Source organism: Chryseolinea serpens, assembly GCF_900129725.1.
Lineage (GTDB): Bacteria > Bacteroidota > Bacteroidia > Cytophagales > Cyclobacteriaceae > Chryseolinea > Chryseolinea serpens.
In genome coordinates this window covers 660,879-681,502 of the sequence record NZ_FQWQ01000003.1, presented here as the reverse complement: position 1 = coordinate 681,502, position 20,624 = coordinate 660,879, and the positions used below count along the sequence as shown (strand labels likewise).

General features: G+C 52.3%; 20 protein-coding genes. 9 read left to right on the top strand and 11 right to left on the bottom strand.

Features of this window, described 5'->3' with window-relative positions; genetic code table 11:
• Positions 1–59 precede the first annotated feature (59 nt).
• From BUB30_RS22710 to BUB30_RS22700, 5 genes are all read right to left on the bottom strand, one after another.
• Positions 60–827: an exodeoxyribonuclease III gene (locus tag BUB30_RS22710; protein WP_073138491.1), complete on the bottom strand. Its 768-nt coding sequence runs from the start codon at positions 825–827 to the stop codon at positions 60–62.
• 84 nt (positions 828–911) lie between these two features.
• A complete protein-coding gene (locus BUB30_RS35250; protein ID WP_174236162.1) occupies positions 912–1,064 on the bottom strand; it encodes a hypothetical protein in 153 nt (50 codons plus the stop codon).
• A 103-nt stretch (positions 1,065–1,167) separates the two neighbouring features.
• On the bottom strand, positions 1,168–1,506 hold the full coding sequence (locus tag BUB30_RS22705) for a helix-turn-helix domain-containing protein (RefSeq protein WP_073138489.1): 339 nt from the start codon (positions 1,504–1,506) through the stop codon (positions 1,168–1,170).
• Positions 1,503–1,607, bottom strand: coding sequence for a type II toxin-antitoxin system RelE/ParE family toxin (locus tag BUB30_RS35675; RefSeq protein ID WP_245804166.1), 105 nt, complete (start codon positions 1,605–1,607; stop codon positions 1,503–1,505). The genes BUB30_RS22705 and BUB30_RS35675 overlap by 4 nt, the downstream gene beginning before the upstream one ends.
• The gene (locus BUB30_RS22700) at positions 1,558–1,746 is read right to left on the bottom strand and encodes a hypothetical protein (protein WP_245804167.1); all 189 of its coding nucleotides are present in this window, start codon (positions 1,744–1,746) and stop codon (positions 1,558–1,560) included. The genes BUB30_RS35675 and BUB30_RS22700 overlap by 50 nt, the downstream gene beginning before the upstream one ends.
• A gap of 252 nt (positions 1,747–1,998) precedes the next feature.
• Between BUB30_RS22700 and hisS the strand changes: the two genes are divergently transcribed.
• From hisS to BUB30_RS22675, 5 genes are all read left to right on the top strand, one after another.
• Positions 1,999–3,372 (top strand): histidine--tRNA ligase, encoded by a 1,374-nt coding sequence (gene hisS / locus BUB30_RS22695; protein WP_073138487.1) that lies wholly within the window; start codon positions 1,999–2,001, stop codon positions 3,370–3,372.
• Between the two features lie 18 nt (positions 3,373–3,390).
• Entirely contained in the window at positions 3,391–4,887 is a 1,497-nt protein-coding gene (gene hutH, locus BUB30_RS22690) for a histidine ammonia-lyase (RefSeq protein ID WP_073138485.1), read from the top strand.
• Positions 4,877–6,763, top strand: coding sequence for a T9SS type B sorting domain-containing protein (locus BUB30_RS22685; protein WP_073138483.1), 1,887 nt, complete (start codon positions 4,877–4,879; stop codon positions 6,761–6,763). Before hutH ends, BUB30_RS22685 begins: the two co-directional genes overlap by 11 nt.
• Before the next feature lie 115 nt (positions 6,764–6,878).
• Entirely contained in the window at positions 6,879–7,214 is a 336-nt protein-coding gene (locus BUB30_RS22680; protein ID WP_073138481.1) for a YbaB/EbfC family nucleoid-associated protein, read from the top strand.
• Entirely contained in the window at positions 7,211–8,218 is a 1,008-nt protein-coding gene (locus tag BUB30_RS22675) for a glycosyltransferase family 2 protein (protein WP_073138479.1), read from the top strand. Before BUB30_RS22680 ends, BUB30_RS22675 begins: the two co-directional genes overlap by 4 nt.
• Here BUB30_RS22675 and BUB30_RS22670 read toward each other — a convergent pair.
• A complete protein-coding gene (locus BUB30_RS22670; protein WP_073138477.1) occupies positions 8,212–8,439 on the bottom strand; it encodes a PspC domain-containing protein in 228 nt (75 codons plus the stop codon). The two genes, BUB30_RS22675 and BUB30_RS22670, sit on opposite strands and share 7 nt — an antisense overlap.
• A 191-nt stretch (positions 8,440–8,630) precedes the next feature.
• On the opposite strand from BUB30_RS22670, the gene BUB30_RS22665 reads away from it, so the two are divergent.
• Together BUB30_RS22665 and BUB30_RS22660 are read left to right on the top strand one after the other, a co-directional pair.
• On the top strand, positions 8,631–10,406 hold the full coding sequence (locus BUB30_RS22665) for a TPR end-of-group domain-containing protein (protein WP_073138475.1): 1,776 nt from the start codon (positions 8,631–8,633) through the stop codon (positions 10,404–10,406).
• Positions 10,407–10,543: 137 nt separating this feature from the next.
• On the top strand, positions 10,544–11,524 hold the full coding sequence (locus BUB30_RS22660) for a pyruvate dehydrogenase complex E1 component subunit beta (protein ID WP_073138473.1): 981 nt from the start codon (positions 10,544–10,546) through the stop codon (positions 11,522–11,524).
• A 133-nt stretch (positions 11,525–11,657) separates the two neighbouring features.
• On the opposite strand, the gene BUB30_RS22655 is transcribed toward BUB30_RS22660, so the two are convergent.
• Genes BUB30_RS22655 through fahA form a run of 3 tightly spaced genes read right to left on the bottom strand, consistent with a single transcriptional unit; the run spans position 11,658 to position 14,288 of the window.
• Positions 11,658–12,524: a flavin reductase family protein gene (locus BUB30_RS22655; RefSeq protein ID WP_073138471.1), complete on the bottom strand. Its 867-nt coding sequence runs from the start codon at positions 12,522–12,524 to the stop codon at positions 11,658–11,660.
• Positions 12,525–12,528: 4 nt separating this feature from the next.
• Positions 12,529–13,011, bottom strand: a complete 483-nt coding sequence (locus tag BUB30_RS22650) for a hypothetical protein (protein WP_073138469.1) — start codon at positions 13,009–13,011, stop codon at positions 12,529–12,531.
• Between the two features lie 11 nt (positions 13,012–13,022).
• Positions 13,023–14,288, bottom strand: a complete 1,266-nt coding sequence (gene fahA / locus BUB30_RS22645; protein ID WP_073138467.1) for a fumarylacetoacetase — start codon at positions 14,286–14,288, stop codon at positions 13,023–13,025.
• Between the two features lie 155 nt (positions 14,289–14,443).
• On the opposite strand from fahA, the gene BUB30_RS22640 reads away from it, so the two are divergent.
• Complete coding sequence (locus BUB30_RS22640) at positions 14,444–15,805, top strand: methyltransferase RsmF C-terminal domain-like protein (RefSeq protein WP_073138465.1); 1,362 nt, start codon at positions 14,444–14,446, stop codon at positions 15,803–15,805.
• A 120-nt stretch (positions 15,806–15,925) separates the two neighbouring features.
• Here the strand turns inward: BUB30_RS22640 and BUB30_RS22635 are convergent, their stop codons facing one another.
• Entirely contained in the window at positions 15,926–17,071 is a 1,146-nt protein-coding gene (locus BUB30_RS22635) for an MFS transporter (protein WP_073138464.1), read from the bottom strand.
• Positions 17,072–17,193: 122 nt separating this feature from the next.
• Here BUB30_RS22635 and BUB30_RS22630 point away from each other — a divergent pair, with 122 nt between their 5' ends.
• The gene (locus BUB30_RS22630) at positions 17,194–19,824 is read left to right on the top strand and encodes a valine--tRNA ligase (RefSeq protein WP_073138462.1); all 2,631 of its coding nucleotides are present in this window, start codon (positions 17,194–17,196) and stop codon (positions 19,822–19,824) included.
• Here the strand turns inward: BUB30_RS22630 and BUB30_RS22625 are convergent.
• Positions 19,821–20,570, bottom strand: coding sequence for a hypothetical protein (locus tag BUB30_RS22625; protein ID WP_073138460.1), 750 nt, complete (start codon positions 20,568–20,570; stop codon positions 19,821–19,823). The genes BUB30_RS22630 and BUB30_RS22625 overlap by 4 nt on opposite strands.
• Between the last annotated feature and the right edge of the window lie 54 nt (positions 20,571–20,624).

The following is a 20,624-nucleotide window of genomic DNA, read 5'->3' as shown; positions in this document are numbered from 1 at the left end:
TGACAAACAGTGCCTGCAGCTTCTTCGCTGGGTTGGGAATAGCGTTAAGATCTGCGCTTCTAAAATTCGATGTTCAACGCCACCGGGCAATGATCCGAACCCAGGTATTGATTGTAGATCAACGCATCTTTCACATTACCCATTAGCGATTCGCTCACGAGGAAATAATCGATTCGCCATCCCGCGTTCTTGGCCCGTGCGTTGGTCACAAAATTCCAGTAGGTATACTTTACTTCTTCGGGATAAAATCTGCGGAACGTGTCCACAAATCCCGCTTCCAATAGACGCGTGAAGCCGTCGATCTCGCGCTGCGTGTAGCCTGCCGACTTGTTATAATTTTCCTTTGGCCGGGCAATGTCGATCGGCTGATGCGCCACATTAAAATCGCCACAGGCAATAACGGGTTTGCGGCGACTGAGCCACTGCATGTACTCCATGAACTCGCGGTCCCAGCGCTCGCGGTAGTCCAGTCGTGCCAGGCCTTCGCCAGCATTCGGCGTGTATACCGTGACCACAAAAAATGTCGGGTACTCCGCCGTGATCACTCTCCCCTCCTGGTCATGTTCTTCCAAACCCATATCATACGTAACGGACATGGGTTCTGTCCTGGAAAGAATGGCCGTGCCGGAATAGCCTTTGCGGGCCTTGGAGGAGTTGATGTAAGTATGATAGCCCGGCAACTGCTCCAGTGCTCCGCGCGCGTCCTCCACACCCGCCTTGGTCTCCTGGAAACAGAGGATGTCGGGATTCATCTCCGCGATGTCCTTCAAGAAATCCTTTTTGATGATGGACCGTATTCCGTTCACATTCCAGTTGACGAGGTGCATGGGCAGGGGTTGATGTTAGAAGGCGTAAAATAAAAAAAGTCCCGCTCTGGCAGGACTTTTTCAATATTTTAAAAGGAGGAAAGATTAAGCTTTCTTCGCTTTGAATTCTTCTTTGATCTTTTCTACATCCACGTTCTTGATCACGGGCTTGAAGTTTTGATTCTTCAGCGACTGACGTCTTACTGCGGATACTGCCTTATCTTTGCGGCCTTTTCTCTTAAGTCTGGTTACTGCCATGATTGAAATTCTTTAAAAGGAGCGCAAAAATAACCGCTAATTCCGGTTTTGCAAAGGCCCTTCGCCTTTTTATTGAAGAAAATCCCGGAGAAGCCCCAAGGTCTCATCCCAATCCGGCCTCCGGCGTCGAAATACGCTTGTTTTCGAGCTCGATCCTGAAATTGATTTTGGCCTTCAGTGCATCAAATATCCGCAATACGGTACCTACAGTCACATTGGTGGCGTTTTTTTCCAGTTTTGAGATCTGTGCCTTCTGGACACCCACCAGCTTGCCCAATTGCTCCTGGGTTAGATGCCGCTGCTGGCGCGTGGTCTTGATCATCTCCCCCAGCAACTCGAGGGTGAGTTCAAATTCGTATTCGTCGCGCCGGGGTGTGCCCCGTTTGCCGATCATTTCGTCCTTGACCTGGTCGAGGGTGTAGGTTTTCAATTTCGATTTCATGTGTATTGTTCAATATAAAGCTGCCTTAGACTATTTGCCTTTTTTATCTCCTCACGGGCCACCTTGTCGGTCTTCTTCACAAATCCATGCGTGGCGACCACCAACGTTGGCTTTTGTTTTACGTCCCAGAAAGCCAGCAACCGGTATTGCAACCCCTGGTATAGTGTTTCTGAATTCCCAGATCTCCGGCGTCAGTTTCTTCAGGAGGCTGACATCGTTCAGAAATCTGGCTTTATCCATGTTATACAGGATCTTACGCTGCGCTTTTTCATTTATAGACCCTATAAATGAACGCGCTTCTTCCAGGAAAACAATGTCAATTTTGCCTCCATCTGGTCATAGCTAACGAACACCCAAACCTACAAAAAGTTTCCATAAATGGAAACTTTTTTCAATTTTTTTCTCCCGCTTTCCGAAAGTCCCCAATTCCCCCAAAACGTCGCGCAGGCCCCTTCAAATCCCCGATTTCCTTTTTAGCTTTGCGGCCATATTATGGAAAAACCCACCTTACCCAAAGGCACGCGCGATTTTGGCCCTGCCGTGATGGCCAAACGGCAATTTATTTTTGAGACCATTCGAAACGTATTCCAGAAATTCGGCTTCCAACCCCTGGAAACTCCCGCCATGGAAAACCTGTCCACGCTCACCGGGAAGTATGGAGAGGAAGGCGATCAGCTTCTTTTTAAGATCCTTAACTCGGGCGATTTCTTAAAGGACGCCGATGCCGAGTTGTTAAGTACTAAAAGCTCAAAACAGATCACGTCCAGCATCGCCGAAAAAGGCTTGCGCTATGACCTCACCGTTCCCTTTGCGCGCTTTGTGGTGATGAACCGGAACGAAATAACTTTTCCTTTCAAGCGCTACCAGATCCAGCCGGTCTGGCGTGCCGATCGTCCCCAAAAAGGACGGTACCGCGAATTTTACCAATGCGATGCCGACGTGGTCGGGACCGATTCATTGCTCTGCGAAGCGGAGATCATCCTCATGATCACCGAAGCCTTCAAAGGCCTGGGCATTGTCGACTACACCATCAAGATCAATCACCGCGGAATTCTTTCCGGCATTGCAGAAACCATCGGTGCAAAACAAAACGAGACCTCGTTGTTTGTGGCCATCGATAAGCTGGACAAGATTGGAGAGGAAAAAGTAAAAGAAGAGCTGCGCCCCAAGGGCTTCTCCGAAGAAAGCCTCACCACCTTGTTCGAAATCCTCCATGTAAAAGGCTCAAACACAAACAAGAGCGCCTTCCTGCAATCACGCTTCGACGCGAGCGAGAGCGGCCAGAAAGGTTTGCGCGACCTCCAGGAAGTTTTCAATTTGCTTAAGAACTATAACGCCTCCGACAATCACGTGGAGTTTGATGTCTCCCTCGCCCGGGGCCTCAGCTACTACACCGGGTGCATCTTCGAAGTGAAGATCAACAACGTAGCCATCGGAAGTGTCAGTGGCGGCGGCCGTTACGACAACCTGACCCAAGCGTTTGGTGATAAGGAGAATTTGTCCGGAGTAGGATTTTCATTTGGTGTCGACCGCATTTACGACGCCATGGAAGAATTGAATCTTTTCCCCAAAGGCGCCACGGCAACGTCGAAAGTATTGGTCTGTCATTTGGATGATGACAGTCTCTACTATGGCCTGGGTGTATTATCGGCACTCCGGGCAGAAGGCATTGCCTCCGAGATCTATCCCGACAACGCCAAGCTGAAAAAGCAGTTGGATTTTGCCAATAAAAAGGCCATCCCCTACACGATCGTGATTGGCCCGGATGAAGCACAAAGTGGGCTACTGGCCTTTAAGAATATGGACCGCGGCGAACAGGAAAAACTCCCGATCGAACGGATTATTGAAAAAATAAAACAACCTTAGCAGGCGCCGACAACGACTATGGTGCATTACATCTCCAGCGCGAAGCTAACCCTGCAAGATCTCTCCCGCCTGCACGAAGGCAAGCTCACCGTGCAACTCTCCGAAGAGGCACGCGACCGCATTGCCCGTTGCCGCGACTATCTCGATAAAAAATTGCAAGGCACCACCCAATCCATCTACGGCATCAACACCGGGTTTGGGTCTTTGTACAACAAAAACATCTCCGCCGATCAACTGGAGCAACTGCAGGAAAACCTGGTGAAGTCACACGCCTGTGGCACCGGCCCCGAGGTGCCCGAAGAGATCGTGAAGCTTATGTTGTTCCTCAAGATCCAGTCGCTGGCCTATGGCTATTCCGGTGTGCAGACCGAAACCGTAGACCGTCTGGCAACGATGTTCAATCGCGACGTGCTCCCGGTCATTTACGAGATGGGTTCGCTGGGTGCATCGGGCGACCTGGCACCGCTGGCACACCTGACGTTGCCCCTGATTGGGTTAGGCGAAGTACACCATGAAGGAAAGCGGATCACCGGCAACGCGCTGCAAAAAGCAATGCAATGGCCACCACTCCGTCTGCAGGCAAAAGAAGGCCTGGCGTTGCTCAACGGCACGCAGTTCATGAGCGCCTATGGTGTGTGGTGTACGCTTCACGCCCATCGCCTGTTGCAATTGGCCAACATCGTCGGGGCGCTTTCGTTGGATGCTTTTGATGGTCGCATCGAACCGTTCCTTCCCCAGGTGCATGCCATTCGTCCGCATGCTGGACAAATGAGGGTGGCCGCACAAGTAAAAGATATTTTAGCAAACAGTGAGTTGATCCTGCAGGCCAAGAAACATGTGCAGGACCCCTACTCCTTCCGTTGTATCCCGCAAGTGCACGGCGCGAGTGCGGACACGATCGACTATGTGACGAACGTCTTCCTGGTGGAGGTCAACAGCGTGACCGACAATCCCAATGTGTTCCCCGACGAAGACACCATCATTTCGGCGGGCAATTTCCACGGCCAGCCCCTGGCCCTGGCCCTCGATTTTCTGTCGATTGCCCTGGCGGAGTTGGGCAGCATTTCGGAGCGCCGAACGTACCAACTTATTGCAGGATTGCGCGACCTGCCCAATTACCTTGTGGCCACTCCCGGTATCCATTCCGGACTGATGATCCCGCAATACACAGCCGCCTCCCTGGTAAGCCAGAACAAACAGCTCTGCATGCCAGCCTCCGTCGACTCCATTGTCTCGTCGAACGGACAGGAGGACCACGTGAGCATGGGCGCCAATGCGGCCACGAAGGCGCTCAGGGTAGTGAACAATCTCTATTCCATCCTGGCCATCGAACTGCTCACGGCCGCCCAGGCGCTCACCTTCCGGCGGCCTTTGAAAACTTCTCCGTATCTTGAAGATTTTGTGGATACTTTCCGAAAGACGGTGCCGTTTATAGAGGAAGACCGCGTATTGCATGATGACATCAAAAAAGCAGAAGAATTTCTGAAACACTGGAGCCCCTCGCATGAATCGTAGATCCCTCATACTGCTTTTCTTCTTGTTCATGGGCATCCTGGTGGCACATGCACAATACGTCAGCAATGATGGCAACTTCACGGTGGATCAAATCAAGGGATGCGCGCCCCTCACAGTGAACGTGGTGAGTACCGTTCCGCCCTGCAATGCCACGACACCCTGCGACATGGACTATGAGGGAAATAACAACTTCCAATCCCTGGCGTTCAGCCACGTCTACACACAACCCGGCACGTACACATTGAAAGTTCTGTTCCAAACCCTGGGTTTCGATGAGATCACCATCACGGTGGTGCCCAACATACAACCGGCGTTTGACCTGTATACCTGCGGTGGCAATGAAGTGCAGGTAAAGGTCTCCGACACCAACTACAATCAGTATATCATCAGCTATAGCGACGGCGTCGTGATGCCCCCGGTTCCGTCGGGCAGCCTGGCGAAAGACACACACGCGTTTGCGTCGTCCGGCAATAAAAGTGTCAGCGTGAAGGGCGTGAACCTGGGTGCCGCCGACAATTGCAATGCCGCCGTCCAATCTGTCGATGTGGTGCCGACGCTGGCAACGCCAACCATCACGCAACTGACTGTTTTAAGCGCCGACCAGATTCAATTGGATTTTAACGACGTTCCCAACACCCTCTACAAACTGGACATCGCCACCAATGCCGGCAATTTCCAGCAGTTGCAAACCGTCTACAACGCCACGACGACCACGGTGAAGAACCTGATCGCCGATGACAACTACTATCGTTTTCGGATGGGTGTTTTCGATCCCTGTGTCAACACCACGGTTTACCCCACAGACGTGATTGCTAGCGCGAATTTTGACGTGTCGCCACAAAACAACGTCAACAAGGCCACGTGGACTACTTCGGCAACCGGCATTACCGGCTACTCACTCGCCAAAAGTACTACAGGCCCCATCGCGGTCGCCGCGGGCGCCACGTCCTATGACGACACGGCCATCACCTGCGGAACGGAATATTGCTACCAGCTCACATCAAACTACGCCAACGGCAGCAAAAGCATCTCGCTTCAAAAATGTGCCACGGCCATCTCCACCAATATCCCCACCGTTGTGGAGGATGTTTCCGCCGTCGTGAGCGACAATTCCGTCGCCCTTCAATGGACGCAAGACCCGGCCTTCAACGCCAAAACCTACACCATCACAAAAGGGACAAACGGGAACTACATCCCCCTGGGAACGTCGACCACGCCTTCATTTACCGATGACGCCTACGCCACCGACGCCACCATCTGTTACCGGATCGGCTACCAGGATGTTTGTGGCAACAGCAGTCCCGCAAGCCCGGATGTTTGTCCGATACAACTTTCCGGCACGGTGCAGTCCGACAACAGCATCAACCTTTCGTGGACGTCCTATGGCGGCTGGAAAAATGGTGTGGCCAACTATCACGTAGAAAAATTCGACGACCAGGGACAACTGCTCCAGACTTTCGACACCGGCACGGCCACCACGCTGCTGGACGATGCGGAGGATTTCACACACCAGGTATACGTTTATCGTGTCACGGCCACCGCGGTGGATGCGGGCATTCCCGTGTCGGTGTCCAATGTGATCACGCTCATCAAAGAACCGAACCTCTTCTATCCCTCTGCTTTCACACCCAATGGCGACGGGTTGAACGATATCTTCAAAGTGGTGGGGCAATACACGTCGCGGTTCGAATTCAAGATCTTCAACCGCTGGGGTGAACAGCTATTCTTTACCGACAATGCCACGCAGGGTTGGGATGGCACCTACCGGGGCAACATCATGCCGGAAGGCACCTATGTGTTCAAGGCAAAGATCACCGACCTCATCAACCGCACCTCCGAACGATCGGGCACCATCGTGCTATTCCGAAAGCAGTAAAATCAAGGTTCTCAGGGACCCGGCAGAATGTATTGGATTTTGCCCACACCATTTACCCACAATCCTTTACCTTTACCGGGAAGAAAGCCATTCACAAAACCGAAACGAGCAAGCTATGTTTGATATGATGAAAATGATGGGCAAGGTAAAAGAATTCCAAGCCCGTATGAAAGAAGTGCAGGACAACCTGGAGAAGCTCCAGGCGCAAGGCGAATCGGGTGCCGGCATGGTGAAAGCTACGGTTACCGGAAAAAAAACGCTGATCGCTCTCGACATCGACCCCGCTCTCCTCAAGGGTGAAGACAAAGTCATCCTGCAAGACCTCGTGGTGGCGGCCGTCAACAAAGCCATGGATGCGGCTGACGTTATGGCCAAAGAAGAAGTGCGCAAGAATACGGATGGGCTGTTGCCCAACATTCCGGGTATGGACCTCGGCAGTTTGATGGGATGAGCCAAACGGCAGTTGTCATTCTCAACTACAACGGCGCCGCGCTGTTACCGAAGTTCCTGCCCTCGGTGCTGCAGCATTCCGGAGGTGCCGAGATCGTCGTGGCCGACAACGCCTCCACCGACAACTCCCTGGCCATACTTCAAAAGGATTTCCCGTCGGTTAAACGCATTGTGCTGGATCAGAATTACGGCTACTGCGGCGGCTATAACCGGGCGCTGTTGCAAGTTCAGGCGGACCATTACGTGTTGTTGAACTCCGACATTGAAGTCACCCCCCACTGGTTGTCCCCCCTCACCCAACTCCTGGATTCGGATGAGACCATTGCTGCCGTGCAGCCCAAGATCCTGTCGTATCGCCAGCAGAACACCTTCGAACACGCCGGGGCCGGTGGCGGGCTGATCGACGCCCTGGGCTATCCGTTTTGCCGCGGGCGCTTGTTTGATGTGGTGGAGCAGGATACCGGGCAATACAACGATACCACTGATGTGTTCTGGGCCTCCGGCGCCTGCCTGGTGATCCGGGCCGATGCGTTCCACGACATGGGCGGTTTCGACGAAGACTTCTTCGCCCACATGGAAGAGATCGACCTGTGCTGGAAGCTGAACCGCGCGGGCCTCCGGGTTTGCTACTGTGGACAGAGCACCATCTTTCACCTGGGCGCGGGCACCCTGGGTTATGACAATCCCAGGAAAACGTATCTCAATTTCCGTAACGGACTCTCGCTGATCTATAAGCATTTCGATCGCGCGGAGTTGTTCTACAAACTTCCGCTCCGCCTCGTGTTGGACTGGCTGGCCGCGGTGGTCTTCTTGCTCAAGGGCCAACCGGGAAATTTTAACGCCGTAGGAAAGGCACATTTACATTTTATACGGCACTATGCCAGGGATAGACGGAAGCGTCGAGCGATTCACGAACAATACCCAACGTATCCCCGAAAGGTAGTTTACCCGGGCAGCATTGTGTTGGATTTCTATGTGAAAGGGAAGAGAAGGATGGGTCAATAATCCCACACGGGGGTGCGCTTACGAAGGTGCTTGCGCATGTTCATGATAAAGGCCAGCGACAGGTAGATGATGACCGGTGACCCGAACGTGATGAAGCTCGCATAGATGAAAAAGAGGCGAATGGAGGATGTTGCAACACCTAACTTCTCCCCCAGGTGTGTACACACTCCAAAGGCGTAGGTCTCAAAGAAAAGTTGGATTTTATCTGCTACACGGTCCATATATGCCCTTTAGTATACTTTCGACTTCCCAAAAAGTTGATTTGTCGACCAAAAGTTCGGCTCACAAATATAACGCGCCACCCCCCTCAAAATGTCGGGGTCCTTCATATTTTTTTGAGTATAATTGCAAAAAAATACACATAAGTATAGTTTTGCAAACCTGTTTAAATCAACCAATAAATCTAAATCCAATGAGAAAAGTAGTTTACTCATTTCTGATCTTCGCAGTACTTACCCTCGCGGGCTGTACCCTGCCCAAGATGGTGAAAATGTCAAAAGACCAGCAATTGACGGTTACTCCGAACCCGCTGGAGGTTCACAAGGATACGGTTGCCTTCGATATGGCGGCTAACCTTCCGGTTAAAATGTTGAAGAAAGGAACCGTCTACACGGTAAACACCTTCTACAAGTATGGCACCAACGAACTGGCGCTGGACCCCATCCCGTTCAAAGCTGAGGACTATCCTAACAGCAAGACCGAGCCTCCCCGTGTAACCAAAAGCTTCTCATTCCCTTATCAACCCGCATACAAAACAGGTACTGTGGAAGTTGAAGGCGTAGCTTCCAAAGGCGAAAAAGCCAAGAAAACTCCCCGTCTCCCGGTAGCTACCGGCATCATCACCACCTCTAAACTGGTGAAACCCGTATACTTCGCTGCTTTCGCAGAACATGGTTATAACAACCAGGAAGAACTTGTTCCTGTAGTGATCCCTGATTTCATCTTCGAACAAGGCAGATCCGTACTGAGACCTACCGAAATCAAGAGCACAAAAGGTAAACAACTGGATGCCTTCATCGCTTCCAAGAACGCTACCCGTACCGTTACCATCACCGGTACCCACTCCCCTGAAGGTGCTGAGCGTATCAACGCTAAATTGTCGCCCGATCGCGCTGCTGCCATCGAAAAATTCTATCGTGCTGAAATGAAGAAGTACGACTACAAAGGCAAAGCCGATTCGATCAACTTCATCCTGAAGCCTGTTATCCAGGACTGGAACGAATTCAAGAACACACTCTCTACTTACGAAGGCATCACTTCCGAAGAGAAAGCTGAATACCTGAACATCATCAACGCTGGCGGTTCTTTCGAAGATGTTGAAAAACAATTCAAGAAACTGAAGACCTACAAGAAAGTGTTCAAGGATGTATATCCTAAATTGAGAACTGCTAAGACCGAGATCCTGGTGGTGAAAGACAAGAAGACCGACGCTGAAATGTCTGTTCTCTCCAAGCAAGTAACACAAGGCGCGATCTCTGCCGACACCCTTTCTTTCGAAGAAATGATGTACGCCGCTACGTTGACTCCTTCCCTGGAAGAAAAAGCAGCGATCTACGAAGCCGCTACCAAGAAAGGCTCCAACTGGAATGCTCACAACAACCTCGGTGCCGTATACATTGCACAAGCTATCGAAAACCCCAGCAACGCTGCTGCCCTGGCCGACAAAGCTCAGGCACAATTGGAAATTGCTGCTAAGTTGAACGAAGCTCCCGAAGTACACGCCAACCTGGCTTCTGTAAGCATGATGAAAGGCAACGCTTATGCTGCCTACAACCACGCTACCAAAGCTCTCGGCGCTGGCCTGAAAGGCGACAATGCTGCCGGTGTGAACGGTGTGAAAGGTGCTGCTGAAATCGTAAAAGCTCAGTACGCTGCCGCCGTTAGCTCCGAATCTGCTGCTGCCGACAACGCCGACAACCTTTTCAACAAAGGCTTGGCTCAAGTGTTGAACAAAGACTACCAAAATGGTCTGACTTCCTTCAAGGAAGCCACTGCCAAGAACAGCAACCTGGCCATCGCTTACTATGGTGCCGCAGTAGCTTCTGCCCGCCTCGGCAACGCCGACGACGTGGTGAGCAACCTGAGCAGCGCTGTGAAAGCCGATCCTTCATTGAAAGAAGCCGCTTTGAGCGACCTGGAATTCTCGAAATTCGCCGCTACCGAAGCCTTCAGAAATGCATTGAAATAATCGATCTCATTGGTTAAACAGAGAAGCCCCGGCCAAAAGCCGGGGCTTTTTGTTTTGGGGCTCCCCAATAAAAAGTGGGGAATGCTTTTATCCTGTTTGTCCGGCCCCTATTTTTACGCACTTTCTGAAGAAATGCTATGAGAGAAATCCAGTTTAGAGAGGCCCTCCGCGAGGCCTTGAACGAAGAAATGCGCAGAGATCCCAGCGTTATATTGATGGGGGAAGAAGTGGCAGAATACAACGGCGCCTACAAAGTGAGCCAGGGTATGCTGGACGAATTTGGACCGGAACGCGTCCTGGATACACCCATTTCCGAACTGGGCTTTGCCGGCATCGGCGTGGGAGCGGCCATGAACGGCCTTCGCCCCGTGGTGGAGTTCATGACCTTCAACTTCTCGCTGGTGGCGATCGATCAGATCATCAACAGTGCTGCCAAGATCCTTTCCATGTCGGGCGGCCAATACAGTGCCCCCATGGTGTTCCGTGGCCCTACGGGCAACGCGGGCCAACTGGGTGCCCAACACTCCCAGAACTTCGAGAACTGGTTTGCCAACACCCCTGGATTGAAGGTGGTGGTGCCTTCCAACCCCTACGACGCAAAAGGCCTCCTGAAGTCGTCCATCCGCGACAATGACCCCGTGATCTTCATGGAGTCGGAAGTGATGTATGGCGACAAGATGGAAGTGCCCACAGAAGAATACCTCATTCCCCTTGGCGTGGCCGACATCAAGAAGCCCGGCACGGATGTGACCATCGTTTCGTTTGGCAAGATCATGAAAGTGGCCCTGGCCGCTGCTGCCGAGCTGGAAAAAGACGGCATCTCCGCCGAGGTGATCGACCTCCGCTCGGTGCGCCCCATCGACTATGCGGCCATCGTGGAGTCGGTGAAAAAGACCAATCGCCTGGTGATCGTGGAAGAGGCCTGGCCCCTGTCCTCCATCGCTACGGAGATCACCTACCACGTGCAAAAGCATGCCTTCGATTACCTGGACGCCCCCATCCAACGCGTGAACAGCTTCGACGTGCCCCTGCCCTACGCACCCACGCTCATTGAAGCCATCCTGCCCAACGTCAGCAAGACGATAAAGGCCGTGAAAGGCGTACTGTACAGAGATTAAGATTTACTTTGATTAGTTAACATATGAGAGGCTGCCCCAAAAAGGCAGCCTCTTCTCGTTCGTTCCAGATTTTGACCTGGAGTATACCCCAGCCGTTGCTGATGGGCGCCGAAAGAATACTCACCCGTATTTCTCAAGCTAACAGGATGCTCCACGCTTCCTCTACACGGCCTTGTTTCAAATACGCTTGTGCCAGCCGGTGAATCGCCTCCCCACCATTTGTCCGGGCTTGGAGAAAATCCGGTTGGTTTCGGATGGTCTGTAGAGACAACTCACCTGGCAATTTTTCAACGTTCCCCAGCATGCCGAGGTCATTTCCCGTGAGGACCTTACTGAGCCGGATATGTTCCGGGATTTGATCAACACCGATGCCAATGGTCTGCAAGGGCTTGGGCACTTTAAAAATAGATTCCGGTCCCACACGACAATACCAGTCGCCGCCCAGCCGGGCCACGGCGTCGAGCTTGAAGGGATCGATCTTTCCTTGTTCGTCGAGGATCTCCTCCTTGATGTGCATCAGCATCACCTGGCAGAGCACCAGGTTGCCGGCACCGGCCTGGTCGCCCGTGGCAATGACCTGTGTCACTTTACATTCAAACGACACGGGCGCTTCACCCACCCGTGGAGGCTTGACCAGGGTGGAAGCCACCGGCGTGAGACCAGCCTTCACAAATTCGTTGACCCCGCGTGGATATTCAACGCTGGCCAGGGAGGCTTGCTGCACCATGGCGTGGTTCACGATGTTGATGACCACTTCCGGCACCTCCAGTACGTTTTCATACGTGTCCTTGGTCGTGTTGTCGCGCCCTCTCCGGGAAGGCGAGAAGATCAGGAGGGGTGGATTGTAGCCAAAGCAATTGAAGAAGCTAAAGGGGCTCAGGTTCACGTTACCGCTTTTGTCGACCGTGCTGGCGAAAGCGATCGGCCGTGGGGTAACAGCCCCCAGCAAATATTGGTGGAGTTGAGGCAATGGTATTTTTGTGGGATCCAGGGTCAGCATAACATCAGGGCATGGGCGTGATATCTTTATTGGCCGGAACACCGGGGTTGAGCGGCGACTCCGGGAAGACTTCATCCGGTTTGGGGAGCTTCACCAGCGCATAGGTAAAAAGCACGATCAATAGTGTAGGCAACAGGTAGGCACCAAACCGAAAACGCAACCCCGTGTGACTGTAGGTCCAGGTCGAAAAATCCATACCTGTTTTGACAAGCGCGGCAAAAGAAACGGCTATGAGGAGGGCCAGCACGATGGTTCCCAACGCCCGCTTCAACGTTCTCCGTTTCACCAAAAAGCTGATCAGCTCGGCCAGAACAAAAGCGACGACCACCACGATAGACACCGTGAGCAACGTGCGGGGAAAGGTGCGCAGGTAGTGATACTTATAAATGATCAAGCCGATCTTGCCCAGCAAATTGGGCTTGGAAAGCAGAAAGCTGTCCACGATAACCAGGGCGATGAGGAAGAAATAAAATGACAGTTTACGCATACACGTTTCGTTTATAGCGAGGGAAGTATTTTGCCGCTGCACGCTCCAAAGCCAATGCGAACCCCGTCGCGTTCGGCGTAAGCGTGCAGCGTCACCGTGTCGCCGTCGCGCAGGAACGTGCGCTCGGTGCCATCGGCCATGTGAAGGGATTTTTGTCCATTCCAGGAGAGCTCCAGCAGCGAGCCGAACGAACCGGGCGACGGGCCGCTGATCGTGCCCGACGCATAGACATCGCCAACTTGTATGTTGCAGCCGTTCACGGTGTGATGGGCCAGCTGTTGATTTACATTCCAATACATGTACTTGAAATTCGTCCGGCACACCACGGATGCCTCCACGCCTTCGGGCTGGATGAGCGCCTCCATCACAATATCAAAATTCTTTTTCCCCGCATAAGAAAGATACGGAAGCACATGCGGATTTTGCGATGGCCCTTCCACCCGAAAGGGCTCCAAAGCATCCATCGTGACGATCCAGGGCGACAGGGTCGATCCAAAGTTCTTTCCTAAAAATGGCCCCAGCGGAACATATTCCCATTGCTGGATGTCGCGTGCAGACCAATCGTTGAACAGGGCAAAACCGGCGATATGTTCCTCGGCTTCGTGGGTATGAATGGGATGACCCAGCGCTGTTTCGCTGCAGGTGATAAAGGCCATCTCCACTTCAAAATCCAATTTATGCGAAGGGCAAAAAACGGGTGGCTCCTCTCCCATCTTCACCTGGCCGCGCGGCCGGCGAATGGGTGTGCCCGACACCACGATGGAAGAAGCGCGACCGTGGTAGCCCACGGGCAAATGTTTCCAGTTGGGGAGCAATGCATTTTTCGGATCGCGAAACATAGACCCCACGTTGGTGGCGTGTTCTTCGCTGCTGTAGAAGTCCGTGTAGTTCGGCACACGAACCGGCAAGAGCAAAGTCGCAACGTTTTGGGGGATCAATACCTTGTTTACACTTTCGTGTGATGATAGTTCTTTGTTGTCGTGACGCAGTAACTGCGAAATCCGCTCCCGCACATTGCGGATCGTTTTCTTTCCCAACGCAAAAAAGTCGTTGAGGGTAGATTGACTAAAAATGCCGGATGGCAAATTCAGCGTCTTGAAAAACCCAAGCTCCGCTAAAGCGGCCAGGTCCACGATCACGTCACCTATCGCCACGCCTGCCCGCGGCGAGGTGCTGGCCGTGCGGAAAATGCCGAAGGGCAGGTTTTGGATGGGGAAGTCGCTGTGCGGGGGCACAGGCACCCAGCTTTTAAGAATAGGGTCGTTTGGGTTGGTCATACAAAAGCCAAGTTAGCCATTTCTCAAAACTGATCTTCAACTCGTCGTGATCAAATCGATAAATCAAATGCAAAGCGCTAATTTGCCCCGCTAACAAAAGGAATGCGCCAGGCCGGCGTGCTCTCGCGACGTATCCAGACCCCTTAATTTTTTTCATGAGCGATACCCAATTTCCACCGTCATTTGAGCTGCGCATGCGCGAGCAATTGGGTATGCGCTGGGATGACTTCAGCGCAGCCCATCAGCAACCTTCGCCGGTGAGCATTCGACTCAATCCAGCCAAACTGCAACGTCCACCCGCCGGCGCCCTGCCCGTGCCCTGGACGACGTCGGGATATTATCTGAACGAACGGCCCTCCTTCACACTCGACCCGCACTTTCATGCGGGTGCCTATTATGTTCAGGAGGCCAGTTCCATGTTCCTGGAGCAGGCTTTCCGGCAGGTGGTTGACGCACAAAAAGCGATCAACGTGCTGGACCTTTGCGCGGCACCTGGTGGCAAGTCAACGCATTTGCTCAGCCTGATGAATGAACAGAGTCTGCTGGTGTCCAATGAAGTGATCCGGTCCCGGGCGAACGTGCTGGCCGAGAACATACAGAAGTGGGGATACGGAAATGCCGTGGTCGTGCACAATGATCCGCAGGATTTTCAGCGCCTCCCGGGTTTCTTTGATGTGATGGTGATCGATGCCCCCTGTTCGGGCGAGGGATTGTTTCGCAAAGACAAGCACGCCATGGAAGAATGGTCGCCCGACAACGTGGCCCTCTGCTCCAAACGGCAACGCCGCATCCTGAGCGACGTATGGCCCGCCCTGAAAACCGGCGGCCTCCTCTTCTACTCCACCTGCACCTACAACCCCGACGAAAACGAAGACAACCTGGAATGGCTTCGACAAGAACACGATGTGGAATTCGTACCGCTGATGGTGAATGAACAATGGGGCGTTGAGGCCGTCGACCACCATGGCATTCCCGGCTATCGGTTCTATCCGCACCGCGTAAAAGGCGAAGGCTTTTTTCTTTGCGTGATCCGCAAAACAGAGGAGGCGCGGGAAAGCCGGGTGAGACATAAAAATTCGTTCACCGGTCCTTCAAAAAAAATAATCGAACAACTAAGTGCCTGGGTAAAGAACGGCGCCGAAAAAACATTCATCCTCCGGCACGACCAGGTGCAATGCTTTCCCCAAAATAAAACGCCAGACATCGACTTCCTCGCTAAAAATCTCTACCTCATCACGGCCGGCATCGTCATGGCCACGGTGAAGCACGAAAAACTTATTCCCGAACATCCCCTGGCTTTGTCAATAGACCTGCAACCGGAAAACTTCCTCCGGCTTGACGTGGGCCTCCCGGAGGCGCTACAATATTTACGAAAAGAACCCTTGACGATCTCCACAGAAAAAAAGGGATTCACCCTAATCTATCACAACGACATCCCCCTGGGATGGGCAAACGTGCTGGATAATCGCATGAACAATCTTTATCCTTCTGATTGGAGGATCCGAAAAGGGTCGTGACAACCCGCTTCTTCGCAGAAGATTTTGTCGTGATCAGCTACTGTGGTGTCAACTAAAAAAGAATGGCCGGTCAGAAAACCCGACCGGCACATTCTCCATAAACCAACCGTTGTTTATATTTTAGAAAGCCTGAATAGATTCCAGAATACCATCCGGCAATGCCACTCCGCTAAAAAATATACCGACGCAAAAAACTTTATCGTGAAAGGAAGCCCGCTGGATCGCCATGGGCAGGGAACTCACCGACAGGGACGTGAAGGCAGCCGTAAACAGGAGCACCATCACAACCACCACGACCGTCGACTGAAAAACAAAGACTGACAACATACTGGCCATGATCAGCGCAAAGCTGATCCAGAAAGATCTTTCCAGGCCGTATTTGTTCACCAGGTTGCTCACAGGCCACGAGATGAGTGCGGAAAGAACCAGGATGTTCACCAGGATGATCTTGCCCTGCCAGCCATTGAACAACACGCCGATCTTGGCTTCCAGTATGTCCGGGAACAAGTTGAACAACACCGTGGTGGCCGTGCCGAGCACGACGCCCATAAAGAATATAAAACCGTAGCTGGACTTTTCCTCAACCGGTGCGGCCGCAGGAGCTTCGTCCTTCTTTTCTTCGTGCAGGGAGAACAGCGTAAGCGAATTCTTCTTTAGTGCCAATCCCGAAACAAAAACAACTGCGCCACCCGAAATGAAGGTGAGCGGGGCGCCGATGTAGTCGATGATGTCGACGATGACCGGTTCAACGGCATAGATGAGGTTGGCCACGATGGTGAGGATGGCCATGGCGCGGGGCAGTTTATCGACGGGCGAGAAAAGCTCCATCGTCGACAATGCCGGGCTGGTGAAGATGCTCATGGCGATGAGCCAGAAAATGATGAGCACCGGCAATATCCAGCGGAAGATCTCGCCGGGATTGGTGAACAGGGTGAACGCCACGGCCATAAAGACCATGGAAGCAAAGCTGATCCCCGCGGTGATCACAGGAATGCGGTGCCCCTGTTCGAACCGGTAGCGGTCGCCTATTTTGCCCGCCAGGGGTGGCGTGACCACCAGGATCACGGCTTGGGCCAGGGTGAGCAAGAACGTGAAATCATCGAAATGGAACTGGACCAGCAGTTTGGGCTGGTAGTTCTGATAGGCGATCCAGCCGATAACGATCGAGCCGTATAGCGCGGCCAGACTCAGCATTTGTTTCCATTGGATGGTCTCCTTTTCGGGAGCCAGCAGTACAGCTTCCATGAGCTTGGGTTCGTTTGACATGCGATATACGAGGTATTGTAAAGGCCGGGATTTCGGAGGGCGGAAATTCCGTATTCAGGCCAATTTCTTTATTTTTACGCCCATTTTGAATCATTTTCAACCAACTGTACCGCCGTCGCCCCATGCTATCAACCAAATACAACCCTTCTGAAGTAGAAAATAAGTGGTACAGCTACTGGATGGAGCACGGTTTCTTCCATTCCGAGCCCGATCCCTCCAAGGAACCGTATTGTATCGTCATACCCCCCCCAAATGTAACCGGTGTGCTTCACATGGGCCACATGTTGAACAATACCATCCAGGACATCCTGGTGCGAAAAGCCCGGATGCAGGGCAAAGAGGCCTGCTGGGTGCCCGGAACGGACCATGCCTCCATTGCGACAGAGGCCAAAGTAGTGGCCATGCTGCGCGAACGGGGCATAAAAAAATCGGACCTCACCCGCGAGGAGTTCCTGAAGTATGCCTGGGAATGGAAAGAAAAATATGGCGGCATCATCCTGGAGCAGCTCAAAAAGCTGGGCGCCTCCTGCGACTGGGAGCGCACCAAGTTCACGATGGACCCCGACTACTACGAGGCGGTGATCGATGTCTTTATCGACCTCTACAACAAGGGAAACATCTACCGCGGACTGCGCATGGTGAACTGGGACCCCGCCGGAAAGACCGCTTTGTCGGACGACGAAGTGATCCATCGCGACGTGCCTTCCAAATTGTATTACATCAACTATCCCATCGAAGGGAATCCCAACGAATTTGTTACCATCGCCACGGTTCGTCCCGAAACGATCATGGCCGACGCGGCCATCTGTGTGAACCCCAACGATGAACGCTATAAACATCTCAAAGGAAAAAAAGCCCTGATCCCGCTCATCAACCGGGCCATCCCCATCATCGAGGACGACTATGTGGCCATGGACTTCGGTACGGGCTGTCTGAAGGTGACGCCGGCGCACGACATGAACGACAACATGCTCGGATTGAAGCATAACCTGGAAGTGATCGATATCCTCAACGAAGACGGCACCTTGAACGACAAGGCACAGATCTTTGTAGGGGAAGACCGTTTCGTTGCCCGCAAAAAGATCGCCAAGGCCCTGGAGGAGAAAAGCTACCTGCAAAAGACGGAAGACTATACCAGCCACGTGGGCTTCTCCGAGCGCACCGACGCTGTGATCGAACCACGCCTCTCGCTGCAATGGTTCCTGAAAATGCAGGAGATCACCAAGCCGGCCTTGGAGCACGTGATGAATGATGACATTCAGCTCATTCCTTCCAAGTTCAAAAACACCTATCACCATTGGATGGCCAACGTTCGCGATTGGTGTATCTCGCGCCAGCTTTGGTGGGGCCATCGCATACCCGCGTGGTATGACGAGGAAGGTTTTTATGTAGTCGCGAAGACGGAAGAAGAAGCTCACAAAGTATATCAAACAAAGAAACCCGGAGCACCCAAACCCAAGCTGACCCAGGAAAGCGATGTGCTCGACACCTGGTTCTCCAGCTGGCTGTGGCCGATTGCTGTGTTTGATACATCCGTATTCAAAGGCGACGGAAACAAGGGCAACAAAGATTTAAATTATTACTATCCCACAAACGACCTGGTAACGGCCCCTGAAATTCTTTTCTTCTGGGTGGCCCGCATGATCATTGCCGGTTATGAATACCGGGACAACCTACCCTTCCGTAATGTTTACCTCACGGGGATCGTGCGCGACAAGCAAGGCAGGAAAATGTCGAAGTCGTTGGGGAACTCGCCCGATCCGCTGGACCTGATCAGTAACTTCGGTGCCGATGCAGTGCGTACGGGTATGCTGTTCAGTTCGCCGGCAGGCAATGACCTGCTGTATGACGAGAGGCTAATTGAGCAAGGCCGCAACTTTGCCAACAAGATCTGGAATGCCTTCCGCCTGGTGAAAGGTTGGACAACCGACAGTCTTCCACAACCAGAAGAAAACAAAGTAGCCATCGCCTGGTTCGAATCGAAATTCAATGCTTCGCTGACGGAGTTGAATGACCATTTCAGCAAGTTCCGCATGTCGGATGCGTTGATGACGGCGTATAAATTGATTTGGGATGACTTCTGTGCGTGGTACCTGGAGATGATCAAACCGGAGTTTGGCAAGCCCATCGACGAAGCCACTTACCTCACGACCGTCGATTTCTTCGAGCGTCTCATGAAAGTGCTTCACCCGTTCATGCCTTTCATCACCGAAGAGTTGTGGCACGAGCTAAAAGAGCGCGTTCAAAGCGAATGCATCATTGTAGCCCCCTGGCCCACACCGAACGACCAGAACGATATTCTGCTAGCGGATGGCGTTTTTGCTTTCGAGATCATTACGGAGATCCGGAATTTCCGGAATGGCAAAGGTCTTTCCCCGAAGGAAGCCTTAAAGTTGATTGTGAAAGCTCCTGAAGGATCGCTGGTAAAATCTTTCTGGCCTGTCATCAAAAAACTCTCTAACCTCAGCGAAGTTTCGTTCACGGCTGACAAGATCAATGCATCGGGCTTCGTGATCAAATCGACGGAGTTCTTCATTCCGGTGGAAGGTAAGATCGATGTCGCCAAAGAACGGGAGGCACTGTTAAAAGACCTGGAGTATCAACGTGGATTTATGATATCGGTAGACAAAAAACTGTCTAACGAAAAATTCGTAAACAGCGCGAAGCCAGAGGTTGTAGAAATAGAACGCAAAAAGAAAGCCGACGCCGAAGCAAAGATCCGGTCACTGGAAGAAAGCCTGGGCCGACTTTAATTCGCTGTGATCAAGCCATTGTAGTGATTGAAGATCGTGACCAGGTCTGCTTCGCGTGAGACCGTGAGGTTTTGATCCTGTATGAACTTCCCGATCGCCTCAGCTTTGTCGCCAAAGAGTGGCAGTAGCTTCTTTTTGGACGATGGAAGTTCCATAACTTGACCATCCCTCGCAAAATACAACTCTGTTTTTTTCAGGATCTTGTCATCGCGACTGCCCACATCGAACTGGACGCTGTAATCTGCTTTCTTAACGTACACGGTGGTCTGCTTCAGCAACGGCAGCGGCCCGTCCACGACTACCTGGAAAAATCCCGACAGCGTTGTTTGGTCTTTGTCTTTAAAATCTTTCGCGTTCACAAAGTAACTGGGCACGCGACTAACGGAATCGATCCAGATAAAGCTCTTCACTTTATCGCCACTCACGATTTTTATACCACTTTGCGTCTTTACTTCTATTTCGTTGGCGCGAATATCGTAGCGAGTCAGGAAACCCTCGACCATTTTTTCATCCTTGTACAAAAGAATTGTTGAGGCTTTCCATTGCGTGGAGAAGTACGTGTCGCCTACCACTTTCCCTTCCGGTTGAGGAATGCCATACAGCATGTCCGTGCGTCCCAATCCATCGGGATCATAGAGCTTTTCGAGTGTATTTACGGAGCGTATGTTATTTGGAACAACATTGGGCTGAGCCAGGACCAGCAGACCAAGTGAGAGACCCAGAAAAATGAGGACCGGCTTTTTCATAACCCATAGGTGACAACCAAACTTACAGGTTAAAAAAAGGAGATCAATACCCCG